Raw genomic sequence first — 26,729 nt, forward strand, 5'->3', positions numbered from 1 at the left:
CTGATTGTTCGGCATTCATTTAGGGTTAATCGTTACGTCATTTAACTTGCATGCTGCGTGGATTGTTTCGCAATCTCTTGATTTCTTAATAAGAAACGCTGAATTTTTCCACTTGGAGTCTTCGGCAGTTCTTGAACAAACTCCACCAATCGTGGATAAGCATGTGCGGATAAGCGCTTTTTCACAAATTGCCCCAGCTGCTCTGCTAATTCTTCGGACGCTGTGACATGCTCAGCTAAAATTACAAAAGCTTTTACGATTTCTGTCCGATCTGGATCAGGTACACCAATGACCGCAGCTTCAATCACTGCATCATGCTCAAGTAAAGCGCTTTCTACATCGAATGGCCCGATACGATAACCTGATGTTGTAATCACATCATCATTACGACCAACGAAGCTCATACTGCCATCTGCGTGTAATTCTGCGGTATCACCCGTGAGGTAAAAATGCTTTACAAAGGGTGACTTACGACTTTCTTTATAGCCACCAAACCACATCATCGGTGATTGACTGATATCGACAGCCAGTACTCCTGGCGTTCCTGCAGCTAGCTCTTGCCCTTGTTCATCAACAACCGCCACGCGATATCCCGGACTGGCATAACCTGCGACACCTGCGCGAATATCATGTTGTAAACCATGGTGATTACACATCACCATACCAACTTCAGTCTGACCATAATGGTCAAAGATCGGTGCATCGAGGACTTGTTTAAACCAGCGGAACACTTCAGGGTTAAGCGGCTCACCAGCGCTACTGACGACTCGAAATTTCCCTTTGAGTTTTGCCATTTGTTCAGGATCAGCTGCCATCATCATCCGATACGCTGTCGGTGCGCCTGCAAGGTTTGTTACTTTGTAGTCATCTACGATCTGACACAAACTATCAATGCTAAAACCACCTTCGTAAAAGAGTGTTGCATGTCCAAGTAAAAGTGGCCCAGTAATTCCGTAATACAAACCATAAGCCCAACCCGGATCGGCAATATTCCAAAACGAATCATCTTCACGCAGTCCTACCGCATTTTTCATATATTGACCAAAAGCGATTAAGGCTTTAAGCGGGACTTCTAAAGGTTTTGCAGGACCTGTAGTACCTGAAGTAAACATCAAAAGAAATGGATCATTGATGCTCTGTAGGACAAATTCACAATCTGTAGACTGTGCGTTTACTTCATCCCAAAAGTTTAAATCCCCCTGTTGAATCCCTTGACCCGCTCGATCTGCAACAGTAACGATTTGGGGACAATGTGCAACTTCATCTAATTTACTGCGATTACCAACATCGCTAATCACCAATTTACTTTGTGCAAGGTGTAAACGATGTTCAATGGCTTTGGGGCCAAAAGCGGTAAATAGCGGTTGATATACAGCACCTATTCGCCAAGCCCCTAAAATCACCACAAGTAATTCAACTGTACGGGGTAATAAACCCGATACACGATCACCTTTTTGCACACCCTGTGACTTTAAAAAATTGGCAAATTGGCTCGACCACTGTTGCAGCTCTGCAAAGGTAAATTGTTCTTTCCGCCCATCTTTACCTTGCCAATACAGTGCAACCTTATCTTTATCAATCGCATGACGGTCGCAGCATTCATAACATGCATTTAATTGCTCTAAAGAGCCTGATAACATTTCTTTGGCAGCATGATTTAAGTCAAATGCCTTTGCAACATCTTGATAATTCGACATCTTCTCTACCTCAGTCTCAATTTATTGTTATTCCGACACGAGTGTTTATATTGTTAGCCATCCCTAGGCTAGATTGGTGTTCAAAGCGATTAAGCATCCTTAGGTAAGTATTGCTGCACAATGCTTGAAAAATCTAAGTGTGCATTACCTTGTAAACACAGCTGTTGATACATCTGCTGAACCAGTCCACCTAAAATAATCGGCTGTTTGACTTGTCCTGCGGCTTCTACAGCCAATCCTAAATCTTTCAACATCAACTGCGTTGCAAAACCATCGGTATAGCCACGTCCTGCAGGTGCATTTGCTGAAATACCCGGCCATGGATTACATACATCCGAACTCCAGCAACGTCCGCTCGAACTATTCACCACACCTGCTAAAGCTTGAGGATCAATCCCCAGACGCGCACCGAGCGCCATACCTTCAGCAACGGCTGCCATGGAAATACCAAGAATCAAGTTATTGCAAATTTTCGCAATTTGACCTGCACCCACATCACCACAATGCACAATGTTTTTACCCATGTGGCCCAATACCGCTTTGGTTTTTTCAAAGGTTTGATCATCTGAACCGACCATAAAGGTTAATGTACCTGCCTGAGCACCAATAGTTCCGCCTGAAACAGGGGCATCACAGATTTTTATCTGATGTGCAGCACCCACCTCAGCTATATCCTTAATGGTTTGCGGATCAATGGTACTGCTATCGATACATAAGCTTCCTGCTTTCATTACCGCCAATACACCATTTTCTCCCAAGTACACCTCTTTGACATGCTTGGCAGCAGGCAACATGCTAATCAAGACATCTGCTTGTTTCGCGGCATCTTGTGGGCTGTGGCAAACGATGCCACCTGCTTCAGTAAAATGCTGAATCGCAATTTCACTTAAGTCGAAACCGTAAACCGTAAAACCTGCTTTGAGTAGGTTTTGGGCCATTTTTCCGCCCATGTTTCCTAAACCGATAAAGGCAATATTCATCCTTGAACTCCTAAATTAACGTAGGTTAATGGTGGTATTCACTTCACCTTTTTCTTGTGTATCTTCGAACCAACGACTGGTGATGGTTTTAGTTTGTGTATAGAACTGAACTGCTTGCTTACCATATGGACCTAAGTCACCCAGTTTTGAACCACGGGATCCTGTAAAACTAAAGAAAGGTACAGGTACAGGAATTGGAATATTGATACCCACTTGACCAATATCGATATCACTTTGGAATGTACGAGCAACTGCACCACTTTGTGTAAACAGTCCAACACCGTTGCCGAATGGATTGGCATTAATCAATTCAATCGCCTGCTCCAGAGTATCGACATGAATAATGGCTAATACGGGTCCAAAGATCTCTTCGGTATAGATGCGCATATCGGTTGAAACTTGATTAAAAATCGTTGCTCCGACAAAGTTTCCTTGCTCATAGCCAATGACTTGAACATCACGACCATCCAGTAACAGTTCTGCGCCTTGCTCTACACCGCTTTGAATTAAATCCAGTACACGTGCTTTTGCGCGAGGTGAAATGACTGGGCCAATATCGGTATTCGGTTCATGCCCTGCATTGACCTTCAGCGTTTTGGCTTTTTCAACCAGTTCATTGACCCATTCTTTACTTTCACCAACCATGACAGCAACAGACAAAGCCATACAACGCTGACCTGCCGCACCAAATGCTGCACCAACGAGAGCATTTAAGGTTTGTTCTTTATTGGCATCTGGCATCACCACCACATGGTTTTTAGCCCCCATCATCGACTGCACACGTTTTCCATGCTGTCCTGCAAGGTTATATACATGTGTACCAACAGCTGTAGAGCCTACAAATGAAATTGCCTTAATAGCTTGATGTGTGCATAAACGATCAACAACGTCCTTACCACCATGCACTACGTTCAATACGCCTGCTGGAATACCGGCTTCAATCGCAAGTTCGACAAGCATCATGGTAGATAATGGATCTTGTTCAGATGGCTTTAAAACAAAGGTATTTCCACTGACAATCGCCATTGGGAACATCCACAGTGGAATCATCGCAGGAAAGTTAAATGGCGTAATTCCTGCACATACACCCAAAGGTTGCTGCAAGGTATAGGTATCCACACCACGTGCCACACCTTCTATATATTCGCCCATTTGAAGTGTGCCAACCGAACACGCATGCTCAACGACTTCTAAACCACGTTGAATATCACCTTCAGCATCTGCAAGCGTCTTTCCTTGCTCAGCAGTCAGTACACGGGCAATGTCTTTCATATTGCTACGGATCAGATCTTGTAGTTTCAGCATAATACGCATACGTGCTTGTACGGGTGTTAAGCGCCAAGTTTTAAACGCCTCTTGCGCTGAAGCAATCGCTGCATCCACTTCTTCCATAGTCGCCATTGGTACACGACCCAAAACCTCTTGAGTTGCAGGATTTAAAATGTCTTGCCACTCTGTAGTGTTTGACTCTACAAATTTACCGTTAATTAATAATTTAGCCGTCGATGACTGAATATTTGACATTGTGTTCATGACCTCTCCATAGGCACTTATTGTTTTGTACTGACTTAGAAAATATCCAAAAGCCTTATATTTATATTTTCCAATTCACTTCAAACTAGCAAAGAAAATTTTGACTACCAATAGAGATTCACGCACGATTGATGTGCAAATATGCACAGGGATGACAATAACAATGAAAGTAGACTGGGATCATTTACAGTATTTTTTGGTTTTGGCTCGTGCGAAAACCTTAACCAATACTGCACGAATTATTGGTGTGGAGCACAGTACGGTTTCTCGACGTATACATGCGCTAGAACTGGCTTTAGGCACGTCATTATTTAAACGTGAAGCCACAGGTTATGAGCTTACCTTAGAAGGTTTGGCACTGGTTCCTCGGGTTGAACAAATGGAACAGGCTTTTTTACAAATCGAAAAACCCAACCAACCTATGCAAGGTCGTGTGCGAATTGGCACACCCGAAGGGTTTGGAACGGCATTTTTGACACAGCTCTTGGCAGAATTGTCAAAAAAATACCCCTTGCTAACAATCGACCTTATTCCAGTGCCGAAGATGATCAAGCTTTCACATCGTGAAGCAGATATTGTTATTTCCATCGATCGACCAAAATCAGGCCCATATATTATTACCCGACTAGCCGACTATTGTTTAAAGATTTATGGCAGTAAGGAATACTTAAAAAACACGCAACCCATTCATACATTAGAAGATTTAAAATCACACACCTTTGTGAACTATATAGATGATTTGGTCTATAGCCCTGAACTGTATTGTTTAGAACGTTTACCTATTCAGCTCAATGCCAACTTTAGAAGTAGTAGTATTTTGGCACAACAAATTGCCGTGAGTGCGGGTGCAGGATTGGCAATATTGCCCAAGTTTTTGGCCGAGGAAAAACCCGAATTAGAACAGGTCTTGGCGCAAGATGTTCGTTTTGTACATACCTTTTGGATGCTAACCTTAGTCGATTTACAACATGAGCCACGCATTAAGCTAGTCTGGGACTTTTTGAGAAAAAGAACTGACCAATATCATAGTTTATTAATGGATTAAGAAATGAAGCTACCTTCCAAAAGGTAAATGACAAATAATCTGAGATTCATTTTCTTAGTTAAATCATAATTTTTTTGTTTTCTTGATATTTAATCTCAGCTTGCGTTGTCATATAAGTTAAGATTTTCTGAAATTCTCTGACACACAAGCTAAGATTTTATTTCACTTTAATTTGCGGGTTAATTGAATTCAGGATGCTTATAAACCTCAGTGTCATATTTTTTTTGTTTAGCGATGATATTGTTTTTGAGTATATCCACCTTATCTTGATGTATTTTCACAAAATCCTTTTGCGCGGCCTGCCATGTATCAAAACCTTGCTTCAAGTCATCAATTGTACCCTCCAAAAATCTACCTTTAAAAAACAAATTATGATTTTGCAAGTTAATCTCGCAAGGTCTGAATAGATACATGCAGTAACTATCGTCATTGCGCTTCTCTACATACAATACGCTGTCCATAATGGCATCCCACCCATTCAGCATCATATCACCTGTGCCTTCTTCACGAATTAAGTATTGGTGATAGTAGATTGAGCTGTTCACGATCAGAATGTTTTTCGCCCCGCTGCCATATTTCCGCACGGTGGCATGACCGTCAGGAAAATATTTTTTTATAACGTCAGGTATCCATTGAAAGTCATTTTCATCAATTTTATTGAATGGTGTGTACTCAATCCGTTCATGTTTCATCACGCCTTTTTCATCCAAATGCCATTGACGGTTTTTGGCGCTAAGTTTGAGATAAATCAATAAAATGACAGTTCCTAATATTGTTATGAGCGTAATTATTTCCATTGTATTCTGCTTGTAACCCCAAATTATTTTATGATCTAATTTTCAATGTATTGAGAGGTTTATTCAAGACTACTCTACACTTTAACAATCCCGAATCATGTGTCAATAATCTCAAATCAACTGTCATTCAACTCCAAACTATAACTGTTATAGAAATTTAGATGAATGTTGTATCTATGCTTTCAAGCGATATACCCCAATAATCACCTATAACCACTAGGGATTTAGAGTACATCTTATGAGCAATCAAGAGCCTAAAAAACCGCAAAAATATGCAGACAGTGAAATTTCAGATAAGGCCTTTAAGCGTGCCATTATTTGGTTCTCGATCTATGTGCTTTTATTCTGTATTGGTGTAGCGTTTGTCGTTGGTGCAGATAATTCCTATCTACCTTAAACGATAATCTATTCGCTTATTGCAACTCGCTATTGCATGTATATCTTACATTTCATGTTTGCTCATGATCAGTTCATAATGAATTGATCATCAGACCAAATAATTTGGTTTAAATTTGAATTTAAAAAAAGCTTGTAAGTCTAGATTTACAAGCTTTTTGCATTTTAAAATGATCAATTCACAGTTATAAACTTAATATCTCATCTGAATCACTTATGCAGGACTTTGCTTTTTCACTTGGTGCTGAAGATGCGTTTGGATATATTCACCATAGACCGACATTTTTTCAAAAATATGCTCTGAATAAAACATGTCTTCTACCAAGACTTGCGCACGGTCAAATTCATATAAACCTAATCGTTGTAAAATTTTCGCATTGATAAACGAAAACTTTTGGCATAAATCGATATATTGCTGATCTTTGTCTTTAAATAGCAGCTTTAACATATTGATTTTACTTAGATCAAAGTCAATCGGTTCAGCTTTATCCGCCAAGACATGGATTTCAACATCTAAATATTCAGCAAGCTGATTTAATTTTTCTAAGTCGATATGTAGATGTGTAATACAAATGATTTTGGAAACTTTCGGATTACATAAGCTATTGATCAAACTAAAATAGAAGTATTCTGCTGGCGATAGTTGTTCATTATGTAGCTCAATGTAGACATTTAGTCCCGATAAAACATCATCAACTTTAAATGCGCTAAGTTTAGCCTCCGCTTGATAATAACGATTTAATATCGCAACATTTTCAGGACTTTGCGGTGTAGCGTAGATCACCTTCTGATTCAAATTCGCTAAGATAAAAGGTGCAAATAAAAAAGCCGCATTTTCAGCCTTGGCGTGCATATGCTCCTGACAAATACTGACATAGCCCACTTGCTGTACTTGGCGCAAAATTCGACTGCGCAAAAGTACAGCTTCTAAATTAGTATGCTGCTGTTGCAACAGATGCAGCGTTGAATCTGTCAATGGAACATCCACCAGTAAATGTTGTAACAGTTCTAATTCACTGGCTTTAAACATATTCAACTCCCTACCTTCCATACCATTTGATGCCACAAGTGTTGTGGTCAATGCACCTTATAAAAAATTCAAGCTTAAAACTAGATACAGTGATTTTGAAAAAACATATAACAGTACAGACACATCTGTTATAAAAATAGAATGCACAATTAATTTTACTGATATATTTATAACAGAATTTTGTCTTGTTGATGACTATGTATAAATCGGAACAGCTCGCACAGCACCTACGTCAACTGATTGAAAATGGCACTTTAAAAGCGCACGAAAAACTCCCTTCTTTACGTGAACAAGTGCAGTTGTCCGGCTTTAGTTTAATCACGGTCATGAATGCTTATCAGGAGTTGGAATCACGTGGCTTAATCTATGCACGTGAAAAATCAGGCTACTATATAGCGCAAGGCTTGCTCGAAATAGAAGCTGAACACGCTCAAATCGTGTCCTTAAACACTCCCGTTGAAATTAACTCTCTGGTCTTTAAGTATTTAAAATCGATACAAGATGAAAAAATCGTTCCATTGGGTTCAGCCTTTCCAGCTCAAGACATCGTTTTTTCTAAAAAGTTAACCCAAATCATGGGGCAAATTTCCCGAAATCCCAAAAGTTACGATGCCATTGATAATCTTCCACCTGGAAATTTAGCCCTTCGTAAGTTGATTGCACAGCGTTATTGCATGCAAGGCATTGCCACAGATCCAGAGGATATTGTGATTACCTCAGGCTGTATGGATGCACTGAATCTTTCCTTACAGGCCATAGCCTCACCGGGTGACTATATTGTGTTACAGCAAAATATTTTCTATGGCGCCTTGCAAGCTGCAGAGCGCTTAGGCCTTAAAGTGGTGACCTTACCTGAACATCCACAAGACGGTTTTGATTTAACCGCATTTGAACATATTTTAAAAACTTATCCCGTCAAAATTTGTTGGCTGATGCTGAATTCGCATAATCCTGTGGGCTTCACAGTGAGTGATGAAATCAAGCAAAAAATTGCCGTGTTATTACACCAATATCATGTGCATTTAATTGAGGACGATGTGTATGAGGAAATGCATTATGCGTCCAAGAAGCCCGTTTCAATGAAATATTTTGACCAAAATAATATGGTCTTACATTGCTCTTCTTTTTCTAAAACGTTGGGCGCTGCATTTCGGGTCGGTTGGGTGCATGCAGGTAAATACTCTCAAGCGATTCAACACTTACAGCTTATGAGCACGATTTCCGTTAATACCTTATTGCAAAATGCCTTAGTGGAATTTATTTCAAATTATCATTATGAAAAACATTTACGGGTCCTAAGAAAAAGTCTACAGCAACACAAATTACAGTTTTACCGTTATTTGGAAAGCCGCCTGCCGACTGGATGTAAATTACAATATCATCCAAGTGGTTATTTTCTTTGGTTAAAATTACCAGAAAACGTTGAAAGCATGGCAGTCTATGAAGCCTTAATTCAACAGCAGATCGGTGTTGCTCCAGGCCGTTTATTTAACGTATCAGAAGCCAAAACTCAATATATCCGTTTAAATTGTTCCTTTGCATGGAAGGATGAGATTCAACAGGCTTTAGATGCCCTCCTTAGTACAATCTCTGCACTTTCCTCAGATCAGATGAATATTTGACAATTTTTATTGTCATTATTATGCTCAAAGCAATACAGTTCAAATACATATATTTGTTGTTGAGATAACAATGAATTCATTCAATATTTACCAAAATTCAAAAAACAAATAGGTTAGTTCATGGAAGATCAAAAACACAGTCAACGCATACATGCCTTTAGTTCGGATGTACTCACAGATCTGGATGCTGTGGGGATTGCACAGCTCATCAAATCTAAAGAAGCCTCCGTGCAAGAAATAACACAAGCGGCCATTGCACGTGCGGAACAAGTGAACCCGCATCTAAATGCCATTGAACTGGACTGTTTTCAGCGTGCTTTAGAGCAAAATCAATATGTTGAACATGGTCTTTTTGCGGGTGTCCCTTTTTTCTTTAAAGATAATCTAGATTATCAAGGATTGCCCTCACGCCATGGTTCAAAGGCCATCGGTTCAAAACCAGCCGATCGTAATCCTCAAATTAGCCAACAAATCTTAGATCAAGGGTTTGTCGTATTAGGAAAATCCAAGCTCCCTGAATTTGGTCTAAATGCCAGCACCGAATATAAAGATGGATCAGCCACCTATAACCCTTGGCATTTAAGTTATTCCTGCGGTGCATCTTCAGGGGGTTCCGCAGCTCTCGTTGCAGCCGGTGTAGTGCCGATTGCCCATGCCAATGATGGCGGTGGTTCGATTCGTATCCCTGCTGCATGCTGCGGTTTGATTGGATTAAAGCCTAGCCGTGGCCGTACTTATGACAGTGAAGCAGCAGGCTCTCTTCCGATTAATATCATCAGTGAAGGTGTCCTAACCCGTAGCATACGAGATACTGCTCATTTCTATGCAGGAATGGAATCAAGTTATTACAATAAAAAGCTGCCACGCATAGACATGATTCATGGGCCTTCTAAACGTCGATTACGCATCGGTTTAGTCCCGCAATCGATTACAGGGCAAATAGATAGCGAAACAACTGCAACCTTAATGCATAGTGCAGCACTCTTAGAAAAATTAGGCCATCATGTTGAAGAACTTCAATTACCTTTTTCCTTAAGCTTTGTTGAAGATTTTAGTGAATATTGGGGGATGTTATCCTTTTTACTGAGTACCTTTGGCAAGAAAATCTTTGGCGCTGACTTTAATCCCAAAGAGTTAGATCACTTAACCGTTGGTTTATCGAAGTTGTATAAAAAGAACTTTTATAAAACCCCGCTGTTTCTGTATCGATTAAAGAAAATGCAGCAACAATATCGTGAAATCTTTAAGCATTATGACGTTTTGCTATCGCCTGTACTTGCACATACCACACCGAAAATCGGCTATTTATCACCTCAATTACCGTTTGACCAGTTATTTGAACGTATACAGAACTATGTGACTTTTACCCCCATCCAAAATGTTGTTGGTGCGCCAGGTATGTCGATTCCTATGGGAGAAACCCAAAACGACGGACTACCGATCAGTATGCAAATATCAGCCGATGTCGGTGATGAAAAAACCTTGATCGAACTGGCGTATGAAATTGAAGAAGCTCAGCCATGGCGACGTATTCAGGATATGCCTCGAACTGCTTAACAGCCCAATCAAAGGTTTAAAAAAGGGAGCTGATTGGCTCCCTTTTTATTTTCAAATCCGCAGCATAAGGCTTTGCAAGGGATAACTGTATTTGAATACAAGATACTTAATTAAAATGATACGTTAGTCCTGCATATACCGCCCGACCTTCACCCGGTGTTAAACGAGCAGGATCTTTGCCGGCATCGTTATAGCCCGGTGTCACGGTAGATGCATATTTTTTATTGGCCATATTTCTGAAATCCAACCAAGCCAAATACTGTTTTTGTGGTTGCATATAGCCGAACGATGCTCCCCAAATTTGCCAATCTTTTGCGTAGAAACTATTGGCATAGTCGGTTGCGACCTTTGCGGCATAAAGTGTATTCACCGCAGCATAAAAGCCTAAAGGATGTTCGTATTTCAGTTCAGCCTGATAGATGTGTTTTGGTATACCTGCCAGCTCATTTTTTCCAAATACCGCATCATTTTTATAGTGAAAATCATTCAAGGTATAGGCTTGTTTTAGTTGAACCTGTCCATATGTATCATTTTGCCAAAGTGAACTGTTTAAACCGACTTCAATCCCTTGATGGATGGTGTCTGAAGCATTCGATTCGTAAATTATCGGATTAGGCTCTGGTTGGATTTCAACAGCCAACAGTTCATTTTTAACCTGTGAATAGTAATATGCAATATTCCACTCACCCAGTGCATGTTGACCACGCCCACCTAGTTCAAGAGTATTCGCTGTCTGACTATTCAAATGAATCGGAGCATTTTGGCGTCCCGTCGCTGCGCCACTTTCATCGGGGAACTTTTGATCCGAACCCCAAATTAAAGCCCAAGGATGTGGTGCTTCTAAGCTTCGACTGACATTGGCAAAGAGCTGTGTTTCAGGTTGGATTTGATATCGAAAACCTAGCGATGGCAGGACATTCCATTCACGAATATTTTCTTTATGACTTTGCACAGGCCATGTCACTTCACTTTCACGATGGGTGTACGCCAATGCAACTCGACTATCGAGCCAAAACTGTGGGTGTAGTGCCAAGGCATTGGCATAATGTAAAACATAGTCACCACCTTGGTAGGTATAATGCCGCGTTTCTGTACCCGCAGCATAGGCGCCTTGCGCTACACGCAAGCGTTCAACGACCTGACCATCTGGCAAATGCGTGGTACTACGAAAACCTAAAGTATTTTGGCTTTCATGCCCCCATAGCGTTCGGTCAAATTGGTAGTTAAATAAGGTAATGATATCGTCATAGTCAACATCGGTACTATACAAACCTTCTTGCAAATCCATCGGATAATGATGATAGGCCAGACCCAACTGTAAACGATCGCCCGAGTCCAAAGTCATATTGGTTTTATTCGCCAACCAAAGACTTCCCGGCTGCGGACGATTATTATTCAGCGAGATATTTTGGGCTACTGCTTGTTTTGGATTTTGTTCAATCTGTTGTTGGGTTAGACGTCCCGGCGTTTGGTGTTCAGTCTCTCGGTAACGCAGATAAAAACGTGTATCTAGGTTTGGATTTATTTGATATCCCACATTGGCCGATATACCTTTACTCTGGCTTGAAGCATGATCTTGAAAACCATCATCATCACTTTGCGTTAATGAAACATAATAGTCTAAGTCACCGATTTGTTGTCCTGAGCTGATTTCACTTTTCTGATAACCGTGGCTACCCATTTCATGATGCACTGACAGTTTTGCTGCATTTTTTCCAGTTGGGCTATCATAGTTAATTAGACCACCCAAGCTTAATGCACCACGTGTTAAACCATTAGCCCCCCGTAAAACCTCTATATGGTCTACCCACAGCGGCTCAAGCAGTTCATAAGGTGTTCCACCCGGCCCTGTAAATGGCAAATCATCTAAGGTCACATACAAACCTGAAGCATGCGCCCCCGGTGCACGATTGATCCCCGAGCCACGTATCGACAGTTTCACCCCTTCATTCCCTGAAGATGCCGCGTAAATCCCCGGTTGATTTTTAAATAAATCAGCATTTGTTCGCTTCGGTATATCTTGAATGTCTGCTGCAACGATCGCATTGGTTGCAGCATTTACTTTAGTCAGTGCTTTTTTTATTTGATCATCCATTGAACTTTGTTCAACGTTAATGGTGATTTCAGGTAATACATTGCTATCTGCAACACTATATGGTGCCATCGCGGTGAGCATCATCAGGCTTAAAAGCTTAAGTGACGTGTTGTTATATTTGGAAAATTGAGGGACATCCATGATTGCGTCTTCTAAGTGAAACGAAATTGACGGCAAGGATTATAGTGTGTTTTATCATCATGTATGTATCAAAATATTTCAAAATTCATGATTTTTATCAATATCCTTCTTCGTATTTTTATATTCAAATGATTTGTTAAATGAAATAAAACAGATAATTATATTTTTTAGTCAAAAATAAAAGTTTCTAAATAAGATAAAAGCCCTCAATCAGTGAAGATCAAGGGCTAGCTAGTATGAATTGAGAGCACGCATTGAAAGATTGTCGGAAAGTCAGATGTCAAAACCTGAACATACTTTCAATCACGCTCTCGTTAAATTGATATTGAAATTTCTAAGGCAATTTAAATTAAACAATTCTCTGTAACGGCATTAGAAGTTGTACATCGCGACCGCATTGATTCGGTTATCTTCACCCTTAGTACTGCCATTTGGCGCAGCACCAAAAGCTTCACGTTCACCATAGACATATTCCAGACCTAAACTAATCGGCTTAACAGGGCTGTAAAATACATTTGCCCATGCTTGCCACAAGTTTTTATTGGCCTTGGTTTTATCGACTAATGAATTGACATAATCTGCATTATTATCTGCTTTCATATAACCATAGCCCAATGTTCCGCGCCATTGTGTTGAAATTTGTTGAGTTAAACCTACTGTAATCGAGTCAAATTCATTGGTTGCGATGATGTCTTTATCCGCATTAGTGACAAAGCCTTGGTTGGTCCATGACACAAAACTACTGTCGCCTTTGACATGGTAATAATCCGCCTTGAGCACTGTTTTATCCGTCAAATCTAGTTTTGCGCCCAGACCAAGCCCCCATGCGGTTTCTGTATCCGTATACGTTTTCTTTTCAGCACCCATCGCACGTGCGCTCAACATGAGTGTATCTGTCATTTTATGGTTTAAACGCGCTGTTAATGCAGGCAAACGCATATTTGAGCTGTCATCCTTAGAATCTTCTGCGGCAAGTACTAGATTTGTCTCAGGACTAAATTTGTGACTATAGCGAACTTGCGGTGTACGTTTAACAGCACCACCGACATAGCCCAATGCATCAATGGTTTCAGGCATATAATCAGGTACAGCAAAGTTAGACCATGTTTGCCCCACCAACCAATTGCTATAGGTTAAATAGGCATGACGAATACGTAGTCCATCATTTGCGCCCAAAAAGTCGACTTCAATTTTACCGCCTACATTTCCCACTTGAGTCGGCGTTTTAAAGTCTAGTCCTAAACGTGTGGCAGCAAGTGTTGCTTTTAAACGATCTGAACTTTCAGCATTCCCTTCTAGCGGAACACTATTCATTTGGTTATACAGGCGAGATAAGCTGCCACCTTCTGCCTGATAAGATGCATCTGCACGCACATTGCCATACAAGCTAAACTCAGCGCCCGATTTGGTATTTAAACTCAGGCTCGGTGTTTGAGTCGGTTTTTGATTCTGCACAGCAACTACAGGCCCTTGTTTTACGTCTTTGATTTCACTCGACAAGGTGTTTTGCTGTTGAACATATTGCTGCATCATGGCTTTTAATGCTTTGACTTCTTCACGCAACTGTTCAACTTCAGCTTCGCTGACAGCCGCATGTGTCCACATGGGGAACACAGCTGCACAAGCCAGTAGCATCGGTTTAATTTTAAAGGTTTTTTTGACTAAATTTAGCTTTTGAGCTTTCATCCTGACCTCGATTTGGGCGATGCCCTTTCCTTATTTTTTGTCACAATTTCCCACTAGCCCTCATGCTGTGCATCAGGGCCTGGAAACTTAAATTTTGGGGTAATGTTAAATCTTTAAATATCGGCTTAATTCGCTGGATTTTTGATGGCTTGCGTATTGAGCTTTGGCGATTGACCTTGAGTAGACGCCTCTACAGACGCTTGCAAATTCACCATAAAGATTGCTAATGCAGCTATGACACCCGGAATGGCAATCACCAAGAAGTTCATTTGATGTGGCAAATGCATGGTTAACAGCGCACCAGTAAGTACCGGTCCAACGATTGCACCAATTCGTCCAATGCCTGATGCCCAGCCCATACCTGTAGAACGTACCGTGGTTGGATAGTATTGTGCGACAAAGGTATAAAGTAGGATTTGCGAACCGATGGTAGCTGCACCTGCTACAGCAATTAAGGTATACAGAACCATTTGCGGACTGTTAAAGCCCAGTAAGATTAAAGCCAATGCGCCACACATGAACATGATGCTCAGTACTTTTTTGATATGGAATCGGTCTGCCAAAGCACCACCACCAATAGCACCTACCATTCCACCAATATTCAGTGCAAAGAGGAAAATCATACTTGCACCAAGCGAATAGCCAGCTTGGATCATCAATTTTGGTAACCAACTTCCAAGTGCATAAACCATCAATAAGCACATGAAAAATGCAATCCAGAACATAAACGTACTGAAACTACGCCCTTGTTGAAATAATGCTTTTAACGGTGCTTTGTCTTCTTCAGAAACTTCATTGAGTACAAATTGAGTATCCGTTGTGAGGACTTGTTCAGGAGCAATTTTAGAGACAATTGTTCGAGTCGTATCTGTTTGATGCTTTGAGGTTAAATACATCAATGATTCAGGGAGGAATTTCCAAATTAAAGGCAGTGCAAGACATGGAATAATCGCAATATAAAACATGATTTTCCAGCCATATACAGGCACTAACCAAGCACCCAATAACGCTGAAGCCATACCACCTATGGCATAACCACTAAACATTAGTGCAACTAAGGTACTGCGTATACGTTTTGGCGCGTATTCTGTCATTAATGCGACAACGTTCGGCATAACGCCACCGATGCCTAGACCGGCAAGAAAGCGTAAAATACCAAACTCAACTGGAGTACTTGCAAAAGCACCGCAGAAGGTAAAACCACTAAAAATACCGACGCAGATCATAATGGTTTTTTTACGACCAATTTTATCGGACAGTGTGCCAAAACACATGGCACCGAACATCATGCCAAATAAAGCCGTACTTGCCAGTAAGCCGGCTTGTACCGCAGATAATGACCATTCTTGCATCAACAACGGTAAGGCAACACCATAGATCACCAAGTCATAACCGTCAAAAATAATAATCAAAAGACACCAAATCAAAACACCCCAATGAAATGGCGTAAATTTGGCTTCATCAACCAAGGTATTAATATTAATTTTCTGGTTTTGCATAGCCCACCTCCTAATTGTGAAGCTTGTAAAATTCGCTTTTCACAATGAATAAGTCGGTGCTTAATGTCCAAAACCGATTAGGCATGTTTGTATACCTAAAAAGTTGAATACAAATTAATCCCTTGATTCCGCTTTATTTAAATAGATCATTTCATATGTGCAGTTCATCTGAACGTCTAGCGACAGCATACTCAAAACACAGCACGATCATAAGGAATCGCTTCTAAATCATATACTTGATAAACACTATCAAATAAACCACGAATATCTTCGCTTTCATCCATATTACGTACAGCCATAAATACTGGGCTAATCGCGGCTTCATCTAAGATAGGAACAAAGGTTAAATGTGTTAATTGCACACTTTGGGCACTCATTGGAGTGATACAAACCCCTTCATTAGCTGCAACAAAGCCTAGAGCCAGTTGTAATTCACGTACTTCGCGTACTTTTTTAGGTTCCAAACCATACTCTGAAAATATGCCACGCACTTGGGTCGAAAAGTTTGGTTTGTTGTGATTTGGGTAAAAAATCAATTGTTGATCGATCAGATCTGCAAGATAGACTCCTTCCTTTTTTTGTGCCAAAGGATGACTAGCGTGTAAGGCAACTACTAAGCGTTCTTCACGCAGTAAAACCCGTTTAATTGCAGGGTCTGAAATACGTAAACGCCCAAAGCCGACATCTATACGGCCTTCTTTTAATGCTTTGATTTGTTCAGTGGTGGCCATTTCCTCCATTTCTATTTTTAAATGTGGATGTTGTTGTTTGAATAAATACAAAATATTCGAGAGTAAACCAAACAATAAAGAGCTCACAAAACCGATTGTCACTGTTCTTTCGGTCAAACCGATTCGTTTCGTCATCGATTTAATTTCTTCTGCATTAGACAAAAGTTTTAAAGCATGATGATAAAAAAATTGGCCTGCTTCTGTGGTCTTAAGCGGTCGGCTACCGCGTTCAAATAACTGAATTCCAAGCTCATGTTCCAAATTTTGAATCTGCCGACTCAAAGGTGGTTGAGCTATATATAGTTTTTCTGCCGCTTTGGTAAAACTCTGCTCTTCAACCACTGCGACAAAGTATCTTAAGTGTCTTAGTTCCATGGTTATCGATACCTATTAAGTATAATAAAATGCAAATTTGATCTTCGACGTGAAGATTTTATTCTTTTAAGGTATATCACATAGACAGGATTAAGCAAATTTAATCCCATCCAACAGATCAAAAACATCGTGCAGCCCATACCTGAAAGAAACTTCAGCTGCTACACGAAACAACTTAAAAAGTATTGTTAGACAACCAAACAAGGAACGTGGCAGCCAAAGACCTCTTTTATCGAGTGATAGCCACCCATACTTAAATGCATACTTAAGGAGATATAGTATGAACCGTCAAGAGATTGATGTTCTGGTTAAACAAATGAACGTAGATACAGCAACAGGGCCTGTTGACCAACGTGTACAACAAGTTGTGGTACGTTTATTGGGTGATTTATTCCAAGCGATTGAAGATCTAGATATTACTCAAACTGAACTATGGAAAGGTCTAGAGTATTTTACAGATGCGGGTCAAGCGAACGAATTAGGTCTTTTAGCCGCTGGTTTAGGTTTAGAGCACTATCTAGATTTACGTGCCGATGAAGCTGATGCGAAAGCAGGTATTACAGGTGGTACACCACGTACCATTGAAGGCCCTTTATATGTGGCTGGCGCACCTGAATCAGTGGGCTTTGCTCGTATGGATGATGGTACGGAAACCGATAAAATTCCAACTCTGTTTATTGAAGGTACAGTAACAGATACCGAAGGCAACATCATTGAAGGCGCTAAAGTTGAAATTTGGCATGCCAACAGCCTAGGTAACTATTCTTTCTTTGATAAGTCTCAATCTGACTTCAACCTTCGCCGTACCATTCTTTCTGACCAAGACGGTAAATATGTTGCACAAACTACGATGCCCGTTGGTTATGGCTGTCCTCCAGAAGGCACAACCCAATTTGTTTTAGACAAATTAGGCCGTCATGGTAACCGTCCATCACATGTACATTATTTTATCTCTGCACCGGGTTACCGCAAGTTAACCACTCAATTCAACATCGAAGGTGATAAATACCTTTGGGACGACTTTGCCTTTGCAACTCGTGATGGTCTGGTGGCAACTGCTGTTGATATCACAGACGAAGCTGAAATTGCACGTCGTGGTCTAAACCAGCCGTTTAAACACATTAGCTTTAATGTTGAGTTAGTTAAAGAACAAGCTGCAGCACCAAATACTGAAGTTGATCGTCGACGCGCTAGCGCTTAATTACTCAATCTAAGGAAGCCGAGCTGTCTCATCCAAGTTTGACAACTCGGCGACTATCCCCTCATTGGACAGTCGGAGAATGGACATGCCACGTATTCCTGTAATTAACACCAGCCATCTAGATCGTATTGATGAACTTCTTGTCGATAATTTTGACACTGGTGAATTTAAACTGCACCGCTCAGTATTTACCGATCAAGCGTTATTTGATCTTGAAATGAAATACATTTTTGAAGGTAACTGGGTGTATTTGGCACATGAAAGCCAAATTCCAAATAACAATGATTATTACACGACTCATATTGGTCGCCAGCCGATCATCATTGCACGTAACCGTAATGGTGAACTGAATGCCATGATCAATGCCTGCTCACACCGTGGTGCACAGTTATGTCGTTATAAAAAAGGCAACAAAGCGACCTATACCTGTCCATTCCATGGTTGGACCTTTAATAACTCAGGTAAATTACTCAAAGTTAAAGACCCTGCCGAAGCGGGTTATTCAGATTGCTTTAACCAAGATGGTTCACATGACTTGAAAAAAGTCGCGCGCTTTGAAAGTTATAAAGGCTTTTTATTTGGTAGCTTAAATCCTGATGTGCCAAGCCTTGAAAAATTCTTAGGTGAAACCACCAAAATTATCGACATGATCGAAGGTCAGTCGGAAAATGGTTTAGAAGTTTTACGTGGTTCATCTACCTATACCTATGAAGGTAACTGGAAACTGACAGCTGAAAATGGCGCAGATGGCTATCACGTTTCAGCCGTGCATTGGAACTATGCAGCCACCACACAGCACCGTAAAGAAGCACAAGCAGCGGATAATATTCGTGCTATGAGTGCGGGTTCTTGGGGCAAGCAAGGCGGTGGTTCTTATGGTTTTGACAGTGGTCACATGTTGTTATGGACGCAATGGGCTAACCCAGAAGACCGTCCAAACTTTAGCAAAGCCGATGAATATACCGAAAAATTCGGCGCACCGATGTCGAAATGGATGATCGAGCGTTCACGCAACCTTTGTCTTTATCCAAACGTCTATTTGATGGATCAATTCGGTTCACAAATTCGAGTTTTACGCCCGATTTCTGTCAATAAAACTGAAGTCACCATTTACTGTATCGCCCCTGTTGGTGAAGAGCCAGAAGCACGTACACGTCGTATTCGTCAATATGAAGACTTCTTTAATGCTTCAGGTATGGCAACACCTGATGATTTAGAAGAATTCCGTGCCTGCCAAGCTGGATATGCAGGGATTGAGCTGGAATGGAACGACATGTGCCGTGGTTCAAAACACTGGATTCATGGACCGGATGATGCAGCCAATGAAATTGGATTAAAACCACTATTAAGTGGCATCAAAACCGAAGATGAAGGTCTTTACCTTGCTCAGCATCAATATTGGTTAAAAACCATGAAACATGCCATCGCTGAAGAAAAAGAACTAGCTGAACAAGTCGCAAATGAACAAGGAGATGTCGCATGAATGCAACTGCATATTTAGACAGCGTAAGCATTGAAGCTGTATCTCAGTTCCTCTACCGTGAAGCGCGTTTTTTAGATGATGAACAGTGGGATGAATGGCTAGCGTGCTATGCCCCAACTGCATCATTTTGGATGCCAGCTTGGGATGACGACGACCGCCTAACGGAAGATCCACAGTCTGAGATTTCTTTGATTTATTATCCAGACCGTCAAGGTTTAGAAGACCGTGTCTTCCGCATTAAAACTGAGCGTTCATCTGCCACGATGCCGGATACACGAACTAGCCACAACATTAATAACGTAGAGATTGTTGAACGTGATGGCGACAAAGTCACGGTGCGTTTTAACTGGAACACCTTAAGTTTCCGCTACAAAACCAACTATAGCTACTTTGGCATGTCACGTTATGAAATTGATTTTTCAGGCGAGCAGCCAAAAATCCTCAGTAAATATGTTGTTCTTAAAAACGATTATATCAACCAAGTTATTGATATTTATTACCTATAAAAGCTTATTTCACTAAGCAAGGTTTAACTTTCAGCCAGAAGGATATTTGGCTGAAAGGACACGTTATACCAGATTTTCAAAAGGATATTCAGCCATGTCAAACCATAATGTTGCACTTCAATTTGAAGATGGCGTTACTCGTTTTATTAGTGTTGCTCAAGGTGAAACCCTATCCGACGCAGCCTATCGTCAAAAAATCAATATCCCTCTAGATTGCCGTGATGGCGCATGCGGGACATGCCGTGCATTTTGTGAGTCGGGTACTTACGACATGCCTGAAGAATCTTATATCGAAGACGCTTTAACCCCCGAAGAAGCAGAGCAAGGTTATATTTTAGCTTGCCAATGTCGTCCTAGTTCAGATGCGGTTTTCCAAATCAGTGCATCATCTGACGTGTGTAAAACTGAAATTCATGAGTTTCAAGGCACATTGTCTCGTGTTGAAAATATGTCGGATTCTACGATTACCTTTGATATTCAACTGGATGAAGGTCAACCTGACATTAACTTCTTGGCAGGTCAATACGTCAATGTCGGCATTCCGGGGACTGAAGAAACTCGTTCGTATTCGTTTAGTTCAAAGCCGGGCAATCGTTTAACAGGCTTCGTGGTTCGTAATGTCCCTGAAGGCAAAATGAGTACTTTCCTGAGTGCCGATGCGAAAGCCGGCGACAAAATGACCTTCAAAGGACCTTTTGGTAGTTTTTATCTGCGTAATGTTGTCCGCCCTGTGGTCATGCTTGCAGGTGGTACAGGTATTGCGCCGTTTATGTCCATGTTACAAGTGCTTGAAGAAAAAGGTTCTGAACAACCTGTTCGTCTTGTATTTGGCGTAACCAATGACTTTGACATCGTAGCAAAAGACAAGCTCGATGAATTACAAAGCAAACTCCCGTGGTTCGAATACCGTACTGTGGTCGCTCACCCTGAGTCACAGCATGAACGTAAAGGCTATGTGACCAGTCATGTTGAAAAAGATTGGTTAAACAATGGCGATGTGGATATTTACCTCTGTGGTCCTGTACCGATGGTCGAAGCGGTACGTGGCTGGTTAGATACCGAAGGCGTTAAACCTGCAAACTTTTTGTTTGAAAAATTCTCAGCGAATTAAGGGAGAATAGTTTAATGTCAGAACAAGCCAGATTTAACAATAAAGTTGTCATCGTTACCGGTGCCGCTCAAGGTATTGGTCGTGGAGTAGCACTACAAGTGGCTCGAGAAGGCGCTCAAGTGGTATTGGCAGATCTCTCAGATTTTGTTGAAGAGACGCTGAACGATATTCAAGCCCACAATGGCGATGCCATTATTGTTAAAGCCAATCTTGAAACATTTGCAGGCGCTCAATCAGTTGCTGCTCAAGCCATTGAAAAATATGGCCGAATTGATATTTTAATCAATAACGTTGGCGGTGCGATTTGGATGAAGCCCTTCCAAGAATTTTCAGAAGAAGAAATCATTAAGGAAGTTAATCGTTCATTATTTCCAACCCTCTGGTGCTGCCGAGCCGTGTTACCTGAAATGATTCAAAATCAGCAAGGGACAATTGTAAATGTATCTTCTATTGCAACCCGAGGAATTCACCGAGTGCCATATTCAGCGTCAAAAGGTGGGGTTAATGGCTTAACCGCTGCTCTCGCTTTTGAACATGCCAAAGATGGTATTCGAGTCAATGCCGTAGCCACAGGTGGCACAGAAGCCCCACCACGAAAAGTACCAAGAAATACCAATCCATTGTCAGATCATGAAAAACAATGGATGCAAGACGTGGTCGATCAAACCATTGACCGTACATTCTTAGGACGCTATGGCACAATTCAGGAACAAGTGAATGCCATCTTATTTTTGGCATCCGATGATTCATCTTATATGACAGGAACAGTCGTCCCTGTTGGTGGTGGAGATCAAGGTTAAACGCTATACCGTCATTGGTTTTATTCAACAGGCTCATTGACATAGTCGCATGGAGGCAAAAGCGATGGCACCCCTGTTAAAAACATTAAAAGAAGATTGGTCGATCTCAGCGACGGTTGCAGGATTTTTAGCCGTGCTGATTTCATATTCAGGCCCACTGATTATTTTTTTCCAAGCCGCACAAAAAGCTCAAGTTTCCCCAGCCATGATGATTTCATGGATTTGGGGGATTTCTATTGGTGCTGCGCTGGCGGGTATTTATCTCTCTATTAAATATAAAACCCCGGTGATTACCGCGTGGTCAGCGCCCGGTACAGCCCTTTTAGTCACCCTATTTCCGAATATTTCACTGAATGAAGCCATAGCAGCTTATATCACGTCCGCTATTGTTATTTTCTTGATTGGCATCACTGGCTATTTTGACAAACTCTTAAAATGGATTCCTCAAGATGTCGCTGCGGGAATGATGGCAGGTATTTTATTTCAGTTTGGACTTGGACTGTTCACTGCGACAGATAGTATGCCGATCATTGTCTTTGGCATGTTATTGGTCTTTCTCATATCGAAAAGACTTTCGCCACGCTACGCGATGATTTGGGTCTTACTGACTGGTGTCATCCTGAGTTTTACATTAGGAAAAATTAATCCTGTTGATGTGAATTTTCAACTCGCTATACCGCAGTTTATTGCTCCAGTTTGGACTTGGAACTCGACTTTAAATTTGGCGATTCCCTTAATTTTAGTCAGTCTGAGTGGTCAATTCCTTCCGGGGATGGCGATCATGAAACTAAGTGGATATGACACGCCAGCTAAGCCCATTATCACTGCGACCAGTATTGCCTCGCTCGCTGTAGCATGTGTCGGAGGCATTACCATTGTTTTAGCGTCTATTACCGCAGCCATGTGTATGGGCAAAGATGCACATGAACTAAAAGAAAAACGTTATATAGCCGGTATTGCCAATGGTATTTTTTATATTTTAGGCGGCTTATTTGCAGGCAGTATTGTCATGTTATTTAGCCTATTACCTAAAGAGTTAGTCGCCGCACTTGCAGGTTTAGCGTTATTAGGTGCGATTGGAACAAACATGTCCGTTGCGATGAAAAATGAGGCCAACCGTGATGCGGCGCTAATCACTTTTTTAGCGACAGCCTCAGGTATGCATTTTTTAGGGCTAAGCTCAGTATTTTGGGGGATTTGTATCGGTGTCGCTGCACATGTCATTTTGACCAAACGAGTAGCCACACAAGCACCGATAACAACGACTCAAGATTCTAAAAGTTCATAATGTCCAAACGCATTGCCAATACAAAGAAGATGGAACACTACATCTTCTTTGTTTAATCGAAAACTCAATTTTTTGATTTTCTTGTCATTTAAACTTAAAAATTCAATATTCGAAATTAAGAGCTCTATAGGATAAAAAAGGGATCATGTTGCATCATCCCTTTTTTACTTATCTTTGAATTATTTACGTTTTTTCTTACCACTAAGTAGATCTATGGCTTGGGCATAACGTGTAGGTGCAATTCGCTGAATTAAATCAATAATTTTGGCATCATTACCAATTAAAACTCGACGTTTATTCTGCTTTACCGCATCTAAAATGACTTTTGCTGCGACTTCAGGCGGTGTTTTTAGCACTTTATTAAATGCTTTGGTTGCCCTATCTGGGTTCATCCCTAACGCACGAATACTGTCACTCATACGCGCGCTATTTGCAATATTGGTTCGAATCCCACCCGGATGCACGCAAGTTGCGCTGACTCCAGCATTTTCCAAGTCTAATTCTTGGCGTAAAGATTCAGTAAAACCTCGTACCGCAAACTTCGTTGCATTATAGGCACTTTGAGTCGGTTGAGCCGTCAAACCAAATAAGCTGGAAATATTAACTATATGTCCATCGCCACTTTGTTTTAAATACGGTAAAAATGCTTTTGTCCCATATACCACGCCCCAGAAATTAATATTCATAATCCACTCAATTTCATCATAATGCATACCTTCTACAGTACTGGCTAACGCGACACCTGCATTATTAAAGATCAAATTGACCTGGCCAAATTCAGCTTGGGTTGCAGCCGCCCATTGCTCTACAGCGGCACGATCAGACACATCTAATTGGGTCTGAATTATTTTCACACCGGTGTGCTTAATCATTTCAGCCGTTTGTGCAAGACCGTCAAGGTTGCGATCACTTAATGCTAGATGCGCACCTGATTGAGCCAGTTGAATGGCTAACTGCTGCCCAATACCTGAACCTGCTCCAGTAATGGCTGCGACTTTGTTGTTAAAATTTTTCATCGTTATTCCTATACACACTTAATCTCGTTCAGTGAACAAGCTGCATTTTCATATTATTCATAACACAAGCTTAACGAGAACTGATCTATGAATGAAATGATTTTATTTAATTGTAAAATATGAATGCTATACATAGCTCTTTAGCGTTATTGCTTCAAATCAAATTAATGTAATTCAACATGATTAGAGCAAAAATTGAAAACTTAAATGAGCCTTTTAGCTCCGGCTTTTTTTGGGATTGTAGCTCTAAATTTTTCAGCTCAAACAGCGTTTGATATTTATAAAAGTGATACAAATCCCAAATGTTATAAACAAAGCTCAACATTTATTCTATTTTTCTACACGATCCAGATTCTACATATTCAAAATCAGTATATAAAATCCACAATATATACTTATTTTTTTGTGAATATAGCCCTTGAAGACAACAAGGCTGATGCTTTGTAATTTTCCAAGTCTTGTGTATCCACCCTTTGGAAGATCAGGGATGCACATCTCTTACTATGTTCAATAGAGGTTCTAAAATGATAAAAACAACTCTTAGCCTAATCGGTTTGTCACTGGTGTCTAGCTTAGCTTTGGCTGCTGATCCATTGCATGGTACTAAATGGAAAACCATCGATGACCAAACCAAAAAACCTTTATCTGTAGTTCAATTTAATGAAACATCAAAGGGCGTTTTATCTGCAAAAATCGTTGATGTACTCACCCCGGGTGAAGCAGAAAACTGCCAAAAATGTGTAGGTAAATTCCACAATAAACCACTACTCGGTGTGCAAATCGTGAATGGTTTGAAAAATACCGGTAAAAATACCTATGACGGCGGTAAAATTACTGACCCGAAAAATGGTAAAACCTATAGTTTCAATGCCAAAATGTCGAATGACGGCAAGACCTTGAATGGTCGTGGCTATATTGGTGTATCTGCGCTTGGACGCAGCCAAACATGGATACGTGTAAACTAATCCTTTATGTACAAAGTCAAAAGCGGCTCGATTGAGTCGCTTTTTTTGTATGAAAACCAAGAATGAAATTATTCGAAAATAAAAATTAAACGGTATAACGTTTGCTTAGCCCCCATTCGGCTAATATTCGACGATAGGTTGTCGATGAGCGATCTGCTTCGAAATGCGCCTCCATACTGATATCCAGTGGCAATTCCTCAGGTTTTTGACTTTCCACCATGTCCTGATCTTCAGCAAAAATTTGTGCATTAAAATCATAGACCGCTTGTAAATCGCCTGTGGTATCAAAATTACGAGTTAAAGGCACAAATAAACGGGTTTTATTATGCGATACAGGACAACAGGCATTTAATATTTTTAACACTCCATTTTCAGGAAAATCGATGGTTAAAATTGCAGAAAATGGCGGATAGACATCAAACGTTCTTTTCCATAAAAAATCTTCTGGCGCTAAATGTTGTAAGCCATGCGGATAATTACTCACATCACTAAGATATTCTGTATGTAGTCCATAGTCTGTACGCACTGTCGAATATTTTTTCACTTTGGGGTTTTCACGGTCTGCAAAGCTCTCATGATGCACCCATGCGAAATGTGCAACATCAATAAAGCCTTCGAGCTGACGTCCACTTGAACCACCAATATCTACATAAGGTGGCAATATAGATTGGTGCTGCTCGTTATCCCACGTGTCTAAATCTGGAAAATTGGCCGTAGATTCATCGCGATTAAATAAACTGGTCCACACCAATCCATATTTCAATACAACTGGAAATTTAGTTAATGAAAAACGCTCTGAAATTTGAGTCAGCTCTGGCTGTGCGGGAATTTTTACACACCTTCCTGCGCCGTTATAATGTAAACCATGATATGGACAAATAATGTCTTCACCCTTGACCCAGCCTTTAGTTAATGGCACCCCTCTATGTGGACAAATGTCACGAACCAAATGAATTTTTCCACTTTCAGTTTGATATAACGCCATTTTTACATCGAGTAATTGCACTTGTTGCGGTTCAGTCGAAACATCTTCTACACGTGCAACGGGATACCAATGCTGCGCCAAAATATTCCAGTCGTTAGCATCAAATGTACTGCACTGAGGTTGGGTAAATAAATTGAGTACTGGAATGGCATTCATAGTTCATCTCGACATTTTCAATATTTCTTCAGCA

The 26,729-nt window shown here is 40.8% G+C and carries 22 protein-coding genes; 11 read left to right on the forward strand and 11 right to left on the reverse strand.

Annotated features, from left to right (window positions below; translation table 11 throughout):
- Nucleotides 1-41: 41 nt before the first annotated feature.
- From FTU06_RS02090 to FTU06_RS02100, 3 genes are all read right to left on the reverse strand, one after another.
- Nucleotides 42-1,697: an AMP-binding protein gene (locus tag FTU06_RS02090; protein WP_180144637.1), complete on the reverse strand. Its 1,656-nt coding sequence runs from the start codon at nt 1,695-1,697 to the stop codon at nt 42-44.
- A gap of 89 nt (nt 1,698-1,786) precedes the next feature.
- On the reverse strand, nt 1,787-2,677 hold the full coding sequence (gene mmsB / locus FTU06_RS02095) for a 3-hydroxyisobutyrate dehydrogenase (protein ID WP_180144641.1): 891 nt from the start codon (nt 2,675-2,677) through the stop codon (nt 1,787-1,789).
- A gap of 15 nt (nt 2,678-2,692) precedes the next feature.
- Nucleotides 2,693-4,210, reverse strand: a complete 1,518-nt coding sequence (locus FTU06_RS02100; protein ID WP_180004483.1) for a CoA-acylating methylmalonate-semialdehyde dehydrogenase — start codon at nt 4,208-4,210, stop codon at nt 2,693-2,695.
- Nucleotides 4,211-4,373: 163 nt separating this feature from the next.
- Between FTU06_RS02100 and FTU06_RS02105 the strand changes: the two genes are divergently transcribed.
- A complete protein-coding gene (locus tag FTU06_RS02105; RefSeq protein WP_218949725.1) occupies nt 4,374-5,255 on the forward strand; it encodes a LysR family transcriptional regulator in 882 nt (293 codons plus the stop codon).
- A 179-nt stretch (nt 5,256-5,434) separates the two neighbouring features.
- Here FTU06_RS02105 and FTU06_RS02110 read toward each other — a convergent pair whose 3' ends face one another.
- Complete coding sequence (locus FTU06_RS02110; RefSeq protein WP_180004487.1) at nt 5,435-6,052, reverse strand: hypothetical protein; 618 nt, start codon at nt 6,050-6,052, stop codon at nt 5,435-5,437.
- Nucleotides 6,053-6,290: 238 nt separating this feature from the next.
- On the opposite strand from FTU06_RS02110, the gene FTU06_RS02115 reads away from it, so the two are divergent.
- Nucleotides 6,291-6,449 carry a hypothetical protein gene (locus FTU06_RS02115; protein ID WP_168379604.1) on the forward strand — a complete coding sequence of 53 codons (159 nt, stop codon included), beginning with the start codon at nt 6,291-6,293 and terminating at the stop codon, nt 6,447-6,449.
- A gap of 213 nt (nt 6,450-6,662) precedes the next feature.
- Here the strand turns inward: FTU06_RS02115 and FTU06_RS02120 are convergent, their stop codons facing one another.
- Entirely contained in the window at nt 6,663-7,478 is an 816-nt protein-coding gene (locus FTU06_RS02120; protein WP_180004489.1) for a hypothetical protein, read from the reverse strand.
- A gap of 197 nt (nt 7,479-7,675) precedes the next feature.
- On the opposite strand from FTU06_RS02120, the gene FTU06_RS02125 reads away from it, so the two are divergent.
- Complete coding sequence (locus FTU06_RS02125; RefSeq protein WP_180144743.1) at nt 7,676-9,100, forward strand: PLP-dependent aminotransferase family protein; 1,425 nt, start codon at nt 7,676-7,678, stop codon at nt 9,098-9,100.
- Between the two features lie 120 nt (nt 9,101-9,220).
- On the forward strand, nt 9,221-10,657 hold the full coding sequence (locus FTU06_RS02130) for an amidase (RefSeq protein ID WP_180144645.1): 1,437 nt from the start codon (nt 9,221-9,223) through the stop codon (nt 10,655-10,657).
- A gap of 106 nt (nt 10,658-10,763) precedes the next feature.
- Here FTU06_RS02130 and FTU06_RS02135 read toward each other — a convergent pair whose 3' ends face one another.
- The 4 genes from FTU06_RS02135 to FTU06_RS02150 all read right to left on the reverse strand — a co-directional run bounded on the left by FTU06_RS02135 (nt 10,764) and on the right by FTU06_RS02150 (nt 17,184).
- Complete coding sequence (locus FTU06_RS02135; RefSeq protein WP_180144648.1) at nt 10,764-12,893, reverse strand: TonB-dependent receptor domain-containing protein; 2,130 nt, start codon at nt 12,891-12,893, stop codon at nt 10,764-10,766.
- A 372-nt stretch (nt 12,894-13,265) separates the two neighbouring features.
- Complete coding sequence (locus FTU06_RS02140) at nt 13,266-14,579, reverse strand: DcaP family trimeric outer membrane transporter (RefSeq protein ID WP_180144651.1); 1,314 nt, start codon at nt 14,577-14,579, stop codon at nt 13,266-13,268.
- Between the two features lie 125 nt (nt 14,580-14,704).
- Nucleotides 14,705-16,078, reverse strand: a complete 1,374-nt coding sequence (locus tag FTU06_RS02145; RefSeq protein WP_180144654.1) for an MFS transporter — start codon at nt 16,076-16,078, stop codon at nt 14,705-14,707.
- A gap of 191 nt (nt 16,079-16,269) precedes the next feature.
- Entirely contained in the window at nt 16,270-17,184 is a 915-nt protein-coding gene (locus tag FTU06_RS02150; RefSeq protein WP_180022865.1) for a LysR family transcriptional regulator, read from the reverse strand.
- A gap of 280 nt (nt 17,185-17,464) precedes the next feature.
- Between FTU06_RS02150 and catA the strand changes: the two genes are divergently transcribed.
- The 6 genes from catA to benE all read left to right on the forward strand — a co-directional run bounded on the left by catA (nt 17,465) and on the right by benE (nt 23,573).
- Entirely contained in the window at nt 17,465-18,385 is a 921-nt protein-coding gene (gene catA, locus FTU06_RS02155; protein ID WP_078193335.1) for a catechol 1,2-dioxygenase, read from the forward strand.
- An 85-nt stretch (nt 18,386-18,470) separates the two neighbouring features.
- On the forward strand, nt 18,471-19,868 hold the full coding sequence (gene benA / locus FTU06_RS02160; RefSeq protein WP_180144658.1) for a benzoate 1,2-dioxygenase large subunit: 1,398 nt from the start codon (nt 18,471-18,473) through the stop codon (nt 19,866-19,868).
- Nucleotides 19,865-20,374, forward strand: coding sequence for a benzoate 1,2-dioxygenase small subunit (gene benB / locus FTU06_RS02165; RefSeq protein WP_180144661.1), 510 nt, complete (start codon nt 19,865-19,867; stop codon nt 20,372-20,374). Before benA ends, benB begins: the two co-directional genes overlap by 4 nt.
- A gap of 94 nt (nt 20,375-20,468) precedes the next feature.
- Nucleotides 20,469-21,485: a benzoate 1,2-dioxygenase electron transfer component BenC gene (benC, locus tag FTU06_RS02170; protein ID WP_078190731.1), complete on the forward strand. Its 1,017-nt coding sequence runs from the start codon at nt 20,469-20,471 to the stop codon at nt 21,483-21,485.
- Nucleotides 21,486-21,499: 14 nt separating this feature from the next.
- The gene (gene benD, locus FTU06_RS02175) at nt 21,500-22,285 is read left to right on the forward strand and encodes a benzoate diol dehydrogenase BenD (RefSeq protein WP_168379614.1); all 786 of its coding nucleotides are present in this window, start codon (nt 21,500-21,502) and stop codon (nt 22,283-22,285) included.
- Nucleotides 22,286-22,349: 64 nt separating this feature from the next.
- On the forward strand, nt 22,350-23,573 hold the full coding sequence (gene benE / locus FTU06_RS02180) for a benzoate/H(+) symporter BenE (protein ID WP_180144665.1): 1,224 nt from the start codon (nt 22,350-22,352) through the stop codon (nt 23,571-23,573).
- 179 nt (nt 23,574-23,752) lie between these two features.
- Here benE and FTU06_RS02185 read toward each other — a convergent pair whose 3' ends face one another.
- On the reverse strand, nt 23,753-24,589 hold the full coding sequence (locus FTU06_RS02185) for an SDR family oxidoreductase (RefSeq protein WP_180035226.1): 837 nt from the start codon (nt 24,587-24,589) through the stop codon (nt 23,753-23,755).
- Nucleotides 24,590-25,113: 524 nt separating this feature from the next.
- Between FTU06_RS02185 and FTU06_RS02190 the strand changes: the two genes are divergently transcribed.
- A complete protein-coding gene (locus FTU06_RS02190; protein ID WP_168379617.1) occupies nt 25,114-25,554 on the forward strand; it encodes a DUF2147 domain-containing protein in 441 nt (146 codons plus the stop codon).
- A gap of 85 nt (nt 25,555-25,639) precedes the next feature.
- Here the strand turns inward: FTU06_RS02190 and FTU06_RS02195 are convergent, their stop codons facing one another.
- Entirely contained in the window at nt 25,640-26,695 is a 1,056-nt protein-coding gene (locus FTU06_RS02195; protein WP_180050827.1) for an aromatic ring-hydroxylating dioxygenase subunit alpha, read from the reverse strand.
- Nucleotides 26,696-26,729 lie beyond the last annotated feature (34 nt).

This window comes from Acinetobacter sp. YH12052 (assembly GCF_013419835.1).
Taxonomy (GTDB): Bacteria; Pseudomonadota; Gammaproteobacteria; order Pseudomonadales; family Moraxellaceae; genus Acinetobacter; species Acinetobacter amyesii.

Coding starts and splice junctions, on each gene's coding strand:
- FTU06_RS02090 (WP_180144637.1), bottom strand. CDS start 1,697: ATGTCGAATTATCAAGATGTTGCAAAGGCATTTGACTTAAATCATGCT.
- mmsB (WP_180144641.1), bottom strand. CDS start 2,677: ATGAATATTGCCTTTATCGGTTTAGGAAACATGGGCGGAAAAATGGCC.
- FTU06_RS02100 (WP_180004483.1), bottom strand. CDS start 4,210: ATGAACACAATGTCAAATATTCAGTCATCGACGGCTAAATTATTAATT.
- FTU06_RS02105 (WP_218949725.1), top strand. CDS start 4,374: ATGAAAGTAGACTGGGATCATTTACAGTATTTTTTGGTTTTGGCTCGT.
- FTU06_RS02110 (WP_180004487.1), bottom strand. CDS start 6,052: ATGGAAATAATTACGCTCATAACAATATTAGGAACTGTCATTTTATTG.
- FTU06_RS02115 (WP_168379604.1), top strand. CDS start 6,291: ATGAGCAATCAAGAGCCTAAAAAACCGCAAAAATATGCAGACAGTGAA.
- FTU06_RS02120 (WP_180004489.1), bottom strand. CDS start 7,478: ATGTTTAAAGCCAGTGAATTAGAACTGTTACAACATTTACTGGTGGAT.
- FTU06_RS02125 (WP_180144743.1), top strand. CDS start 7,676: ATGTATAAATCGGAACAGCTCGCACAGCACCTACGTCAACTGATTGAA.
- FTU06_RS02130 (WP_180144645.1), top strand. CDS start 9,221: ATGGAAGATCAAAAACACAGTCAACGCATACATGCCTTTAGTTCGGAT.
- FTU06_RS02135 (WP_180144648.1), bottom strand. CDS start 12,893: ATGGATGTCCCTCAATTTTCCAAATATAACAACACGTCACTTAAGCTT.
- FTU06_RS02140 (WP_180144651.1), bottom strand. CDS start 14,579: ATGAAAGCTCAAAAGCTAAATTTAGTCAAAAAAACCTTTAAAATTAAA.
- FTU06_RS02145 (WP_180144654.1), bottom strand. CDS start 16,078: ATGCAAAACCAGAAAATTAATATTAATACCTTGGTTGATGAAGCCAAA.
- FTU06_RS02150 (WP_180022865.1), bottom strand. CDS start 17,184: ATGGAACTAAGACACTTAAGATACTTTGTCGCAGTGGTTGAAGAGCAG.
- catA (WP_078193335.1), top strand. CDS start 17,465: ATGAACCGTCAAGAGATTGATGTTCTGGTTAAACAAATGAACGTAGAT.
- benA (WP_180144658.1), top strand. CDS start 18,471: ATGCCACGTATTCCTGTAATTAACACCAGCCATCTAGATCGTATTGAT.
- benB (WP_180144661.1), top strand. CDS start 19,865: ATGAATGCAACTGCATATTTAGACAGCGTAAGCATTGAAGCTGTATCT.
- benC (WP_078190731.1), top strand. CDS start 20,469: ATGTCAAACCATAATGTTGCACTTCAATTTGAAGATGGCGTTACTCGT.
- benD (WP_168379614.1), top strand. CDS start 21,500: ATGTCAGAACAAGCCAGATTTAACAATAAAGTTGTCATCGTTACCGGT.
- benE (WP_180144665.1), top strand. CDS start 22,350: ATGGCACCCCTGTTAAAAACATTAAAAGAAGATTGGTCGATCTCAGCG.
- FTU06_RS02185 (WP_180035226.1), bottom strand. CDS start 24,589: ATGAAAAATTTTAACAACAAAGTCGCAGCCATTACTGGAGCAGGTTCA.
- FTU06_RS02190 (WP_168379617.1), top strand. CDS start 25,114: ATGATAAAAACAACTCTTAGCCTAATCGGTTTGTCACTGGTGTCTAGC.
- FTU06_RS02195 (WP_180050827.1), bottom strand. CDS start 26,695: ATGAATGCCATTCCAGTACTCAATTTATTTACCCAACCTCAGTGCAGT.